The sequence below is a fragment of the Streptomyces nanshensis genome (genome assembly GCF_001751255.1).
Classification (GTDB): Bacteria; Actinomycetota; Actinomycetes; order Streptomycetales; family Streptomycetaceae; genus Streptomyces; species Streptomyces nanshensis_A.
The window spans coordinates 1-6,203 of sequence record NZ_LJGW01000681.1; the positions used below are offsets into that span (position 1 = coordinate 1).

The window sequence follows — 6,203 nt, forward strand, 5'->3', positions numbered from 1 at the left end:
CGGGCGCTTCCCTCTCGATGACCCCGACACTATCAAACTCCTTGCCCCGCAACCGAATTGGGGGTGGGCGCCGAGCTGTCGGGTGCCCGGGCGAGAGCTGACAGTACTGGGACGGGGAAGCGGAGGGCAAATTGTTTTACGGGGGCAGGGCGTACGCCACGCGCCCGCGCTCGCGCTGAGCGTGGTCTTTCGATGACTTACGCTTCTCAACGACGCGCCGTCCGGGAGTGGTCGGGGGACGGCGGTCGTTCCGTTCCCTCACCGGGAGGCGCCATGACCACCGTTACGTCCCCTGTGGCCGGAGTCGCCGTCGGACTGGCGGCGGTGCCCGATCCCGTCTTCTCCTCCGCCATGGTCGGACCCGGGACCGCCGTCGATCCGGTGCGGCAGCCCATCGAGGCCGTCGCTCCCGTCGACGGGATCGTCGTCTCGCTCCATCCGCACGCCTTCGTCGTCGTCGACGCGGACGGGCGGGGTGTGCTGACGCATCTCGGGATCGACACCGTTCAGCTCAACGGCGAGGGGTTCGAGCTGCTGGTCTCCAAGGGCGACACCGTGGGGCGCGGGCAGGCGCTGGTGCGCTGGAATCCGGTCGCGGTCGAGGAAGCGGGGAAGTCGCCGGTGTCGCCGGTGATCGCGCTGGAGGCGGGCACGGACTCGCTGGCGTCCGTTCTCGAGGACGGCTCCGTCGACACCGGGACGACGCTCTTCACGTGGAAGTGACGCGCTCGGCCGCTGCCGCGCAGACCTCTCGTACCCCGTGAAGCACGGCGGTGACCGGCGCACCGCACCAACCGGAGATGAGTGAGATGGACACAACCCTTCGAGGTGTCGGCGTCAGCCAGGGCGTCGCCGTCGGTGAGGTCCGGCACATGGGGACGGCCGTGATGGAGCCGCCCGAGCGGCAGATCTCCGAGTCGGAGGTACCGAGGGAGCAGCAGCGGGCGCAGCGGGCCGTCGAGGCCGTGGCCAACGATCTGACGGCGCGAGGGAATCTGGCGGGCGGCGACGCGCAGGCCGTGCTCGAGGCGCAGGCCATGATGGCGCGGGACCCGGAGCTCATGGCCGATGTGGAGCGCCGCGTCACGGCGGGGAGCACGGCCGAGCGCGGGGTCTACGACGCCTTCGCCGCCTACCGCGCTCTGCTCGCCAACGCGGGCGAGTATCTGGCGGGGCGGGTCGCGGATCTGGACGACGTACGGAACCGGATCGTGGCGCGGCTGATGGGGGTGCCGATGCCGGGGGTGCCGGACAGCGACCGGCCGTTCGTGCTCGTCGCCCGTGATCTGGCTCCCGCGGACACCGCTCTGTTGGACCCCTCTCTCGTACTGGGCTTCGTGACGGAGGAGGGCGGGCCGACGAGTCACAGTGCCATCCTGGCCCGTTCGTTGGGGGTGCCCGCGGTCGTGGCACTGGCGGGTGCGCGTGAGGTGGCGGAGGGGACCGTCGTCGCCGTCGACGGCGGCAGCGGCACGGTGCGGGTGTCGCCGAGCGAGGAGGAGCAGGCCGCCCTCGTACGGGAGGCCGACGAGCGCAGGGCGGCGGTGGACGCGGCCCGGGGGCCGGGGGCGACGGCCGACGGTCACAAGGTGCCGCTGCTGGCGAACATCGGCGGGCCCGGCGATGTGAGCGCGGCGACGGAGGCGGGGGCGGAGGGCGTCGGGCTGTTCCGTACCGAGTTCCTCTTCCTCGACGACAGCACGAAGGCGCCGTCCGAGGAGAAGCAGGTCGCCGTCTACCGGCAGGTGCTGGAGGCCTTTCCCGAGGGGCGGGTCGTCGTACGGGTGCTGGACGCGGGTGCCGACAAGCCGCTGGACTTCCTCACGCCCGGGGACGAGCCCAATCCGGCGCTCGGGGTGCGCGGGCTGCGTACGCTCCTCGACCATCCGGAGGTGCTGGACGGGCAGCTCAAGGCGCTGGCGAAGGCCGCGGACGGGCTGCCGGTCTCGCTGGAGGTGATGGCCCCGATGGTGGCCGACCGCGCCGACGCCAGGGCCTTCGCGGAGGCGTGCCGGGCGGCGGGTCTGGACGCCAAGTGCGGGGTGATGGTGGAGGTGCCGTCGGCGGCGCTGCGGGCGCGGTCGGTGCTGCAGGAGGTCGAGTTCCTCTCGTTGGGGACGAACGATCTCGCCCAGTACACCTTCGCGGCGGACCGTCAGGTCGGTGCCGTCTCGCGGTTGCAGGACCCGTGGCAGCCGGCGCTGCTCGATCTCGTCGCGCTGGCCGCCGAGGCCGCCGCGGCGGAGGGCAAGAGTTGCGGGGTGTGCGGGGAGGCCGCGGCGGATCCGCTGCTGGCGTGTGTGCTGACGGGGCTCGGGGTGACCAGTCTGTCGATGGGGGCCGCCTCGCTCCCGTACGTACGGGCCACGCTCGCGAAGCACACGCTGGCGCAGTGCGAGCGCGCGGCGTCGGCGGCGCGGGCCGCGGACAGCGCGCAGGACGCGCGGATCGCCGCCCAGGCCGTGCTGTCCGGCGAGTGAGCGCGCCCCCGGCGGGGCGCACGCCCGCCTGGGACCCGCCGGCCGGTCGCGGAGTCCGGTGTCAGCAGTGCAGCGCACCTCCCGGGTGGGGCAGTTCCCGGCCCGGTGCGTGGTCCACGCCCGGTTCGGGTGCCACCGGGTCGCGCGTGACCGGATCGGTGCAGTACGCCGCGAAGACCTCCGCGGCGGTGAGCGGGCTCAGCCAGCACTCGGCGGGGTCGAGCCGCCAACCGCGCACCACGTCGCGTGCCGCCGGTCCCCCGGTACCGAGTGGGCTCTCCGCTTCCGTACGGAGCACGAGGCCCCCGTGGCTGCCGGTCGCGAAGCCCGCCGCGAGCGCCGTGGTCAGGGCGAGCGCCGCCGACTCGTGGGCGTACAGGGCGTCTTGGGAACTGCGGCGTACATCGAGGGCGCTGACCAGAGGCGAGCCGGGGACCGCGACGCTGGCGACCAGATGGTGGGAGCCCGTGCCCGCGGCGTCGAGGACGGCGCTGAGGGCACGGGCAGCGCGGGCGAAGGCGGCCTTGCCGATGTCGGCGCCGCACCGCCCGCACGCTCCGGCCCGCGCGAGGACCTCCGTGCCCGACTGCCAGGTGAGACGGCACGCGTGTGCGTCTCTGAGCTGCGGCAGCAGGCGGCCGAGGGGCTGGCCCGCGTACGCCACGGAGGTGCCGTACGCGGCGACCTCCGCGACATAGTTCACGCGGCTGTCGCCGGTGTCCGCGTCGAGGCCGCGTTCCTGGCAGAACAGCGCGTAGTCGACGGAGTCGAACAGCACGGCACGCGCGGGAACTTGGCCGGCTCTCAGCCCGCGCAGCAGCCCGTCGAGGTGGCGGAGATAGCTGCCGTGGTCGTCGAAGGCGAAGGTGTCGTACCGCCGCATCCGTGCGAAGTGCGCCTCGTCGGCCAGGACGGGGACGATGCTCGGTGCTTCGCGGCGCAGGGCGCGGCGGCGGCTGCGTCGGCGGCTTCTGCTGTGTGGCATGGGCTCCCCCTGGAATCCGTACGGATCGACTGCTCACTCACCGTAATCAGGGGGTCTGACAGTGGGCGTACGGCCGCGCTCCGAGCGTGCGTCGGGGCCGTGAGCGCGGCCGGGAGCCCGGAGCCTCAGCCCGAGCGCTTCTCCGCGAGGCCCTCGTAGAAACGGAGCAGCCCGACGTCGTCGACGGAGCCGGGGTTGACCGCCTTGTCCAGGGGCGCCCCCTGGAGCAGTCGCTTGACGGGGACTTCGAGCCGTTTGCCGGTCAGGGTGTGCGGGACGCCCTCGATCTCGATGATCTCGTCCGGCACATGGCGCGGCGAGAGCCCTTCGCGGATGGTGCGCTTGATGCGGTCGCGCAGCGCGTCGTCGAGCTGTGCGCCGGGGGCGAGGTGGACGAAGAGCGGCATCCAGTAGCCGCCGTCGGCCTGTTCGACGCCGATGACGAGGGATTCGCGGATCTCCGGCAGGCGTTCGACGGCCTCGTAGATGTCGGCCGAACCCATGCGCACGCCCTGGCGGTTGAGGGTGGAGTCCGAACGGCCGTGGATGACCACGGAGTTGCGGGAGGTGAGCGTGATCCAGTCGCCGTGCCGCCAGACGCCCGGATACATCTCGAAGTAGCTGTCGCGGTAGCGCGATCCGTCCGGGTCGTTCCAGAAGCGTACGGGCATGGACGGCAGGGGTCGGGTGACGACGAGTTCGCCGACCTCGTCGGTGAGCGGCTTGCCCTGCGGGTCCCAGGAGTGCAGGTCGGTCGCGAGCGAGGGCGCCTGCAGCTCCCCGATGTGGACGGGCAGGGTGGGGACGGCGCCGGCGAAGCAACTGCACACGTCGGTGCCGCCGCTGACGGAGGCGATCCACATGTCCTCGGAGATCTCGTCGTGGATCCAGCGGAAGCCGTCGGGCGGCAGCGGCGAACCGGTCGTGGCGACGCACTGGACGCGGGAGAGGTCCAGGTCGCGGCCGGGATGGATGTCCGCTTTGCGGCAGGCCATGATGTACGCGGCCGAGGTGCCGAAGAAGGTCGTGCCGGTGCGGGCGGCGACGTTCCACTGGGCGTTGAGGTCGGGGTGGCCGGGGCTGCCGTCGTAGGTGACGACCGTACAGCCCGTCAGCAGGCCGGAGACGAGGAAGTTCCACATCATCCAGCCCGTCGAGGTGTACCAGAAGAAGCGGTCCCCCGGACCGGTGTCGTTGTGCAGTCCGAGCTGCTTGAGGTGTTCGAGGAGGATGCCGCCCTGCGACTGCACGATGGCCTTGGGCAGTCCGGTGGTGCCGGAGGAGTAGAGGACCCACAGCGGGTGGTCGAAGGGCACCTGCTCGAAGACGGGGACGCCGTCGGGCGAGTCCGCCGGCGCGGCCGTGACGGCGGACCATTCGAGCGCGCCCTCGGGGGCCTCGGTGCCCAGCAGCGGGACGTGGACGACCGCGGTGAGGCCGGGCAGTTCGCGGCGGAGTTCGGCGACGGTCTCGCGGCGGTCGTGCTCCTTGCCGCCGTAGCGGTAGCCGTCGACGGTGAACAGCACGACGGGCTCGACCTGTTGGAAGCGGTCCAGGACGCTGCGGGCGCCGAAGTCGGGTGCGCAGGAGGTCCATACGGCACCGACGGCGGCGGTCGCCAGCAGCGCCACGACCGCCTCGGGGATGTTGGGCAGATAGCCGCTGACGCGGTCGCCGGGGCGCACGCCCAGGCGGCGCAGCTCGGCGGAGAGGGAGCCGACCTGGCGGCGCAGTTCGCCCCAGGTGACGGGGCGGGGCTCGTGCTCCTCGTCGACGTGGAGCAGTGCCGGGTCGTCCGCGCGTGCCGGGTCCTCGGCCGTACGCAGGGCGTGCTCGGCGTAGTTGAGGGTCGCGCCGGGGAACCAGACGGCGCCCGGCATGGACGATTCGGCGAGCACGGTCGTGTACGGGGCGGAGAAGCGGACGTCGAACCACTCGGTGAGCGCCTGCCAGAAGGTGCTCAGCTCCTCGACGGACCAGCGGTGCAGCGCGGCGTAGCTCGCCTCCGGGTCGCCGGGTACGGGGGCGGGTGCGCCGTGGTGCTCGGCAGCCCAGGCGTGGAAGCGCGTGATCCGTGCACCGGCGACGCGGTCCGGGCCCGGGCGCCAGAGCGGTTCCGGCGAGACGGGCTGCGGCTGCGGTGTGCTGTGCGCGGTGGTCATGGCGGCTCCCGGACCTGGCGGACTGGCGGCACGCCTCGGGGGCGTACGGCATACGTGTGGCTGACCAGGACGATGCCATGTGATCAACACTCACGCCAGGGCGTGCACCACATGAGGGCTTCGCGGTGCATGTGGCGGGAGCACGTTCTCTCGGGCGGCGGCACGGGCGCTCGCACCACACGCCGTGAGGGCTCGGGTGTGGAGGCACGGGGGCGCACAGCACGGGCGGATGGTCAGTGGATGAACTCCCGTTGAACGCCGCTGACTTGGTGCGGTGCGCGCTGTCAGGCTGAACGGCATGGACGGTCGTGGCCCGGTGGGGGCGGTCAGGACGGCTGGTGCGGCATGCGGTTGAGGGCGGGGTGGCCGGGAGGTGGACGGCCGGAGACGGCGGGGCCGGAAGCGGCGCGGCCGGGTGCGGAGGATTCGGGCATAGAGCGGCGGTCGGTGGAACCGGGGCCGGAGCGCGCGGTGGACGGGGAAGCGGAGCGGGAGCCCGGGGCGGAACCGGGGGCGGAGCCAGGGGCCGAGTCGGGGTCGGAGTCCGAGCCGGAGCCGGGGCGTACGGCCGCGGGG

At 72.8% G+C, this 6,203-nt stretch carries 4 protein-coding genes and 1 pseudogene; 2 read left to right on the top strand and 3 right to left on the bottom strand.

Features of this window, described 5'->3' with window-relative positions:
- Window positions 1–273 precede the first annotated feature (273 nt).
- Together AN218_RS31620 and ptsP are read left to right on the top strand one after the other, a co-directional pair.
- Window positions 274–723 (top strand): PTS sugar transporter subunit IIA, encoded by a 450-nt coding sequence (locus tag AN218_RS31620; protein WP_070020459.1) that lies wholly within the window; start codon window positions 274–276, stop codon window positions 721–723.
- 86 nt (window positions 724–809) lie between these two features.
- Complete coding sequence (gene ptsP / locus AN218_RS31625) at window positions 810–2,480, top strand: phosphoenolpyruvate--protein phosphotransferase (protein WP_070020460.1); 1,671 nt, start codon at window positions 810–812, stop codon at window positions 2,478–2,480.
- A 61-nt stretch (window positions 2,481–2,541) separates the two neighbouring features.
- Here the strand turns inward: ptsP and AN218_RS31630 are convergent, their stop codons facing one another.
- The 3 genes and pseudogenes from AN218_RS31630 to AN218_RS37665 all read right to left on the bottom strand — a co-directional run.
- Complete coding sequence (locus AN218_RS31630) at window positions 2,542–3,465, bottom strand: hypothetical protein (RefSeq protein WP_070020461.1); 924 nt, start codon at window positions 3,463–3,465, stop codon at window positions 2,542–2,544.
- A gap of 125 nt (window positions 3,466–3,590) precedes the next feature.
- Complete coding sequence (locus tag AN218_RS31635) at window positions 3,591–5,627, bottom strand: acetoacetate--CoA ligase (protein WP_070020462.1); 2,037 nt, start codon at window positions 5,625–5,627, stop codon at window positions 3,591–3,593.
- Window positions 5,628–5,953: 326 nt separating this feature from the next.
- Window positions 5,954–6,203: pseudogene (locus tag AN218_RS37665) on the bottom strand (hypothetical protein); the annotation flags it as partial.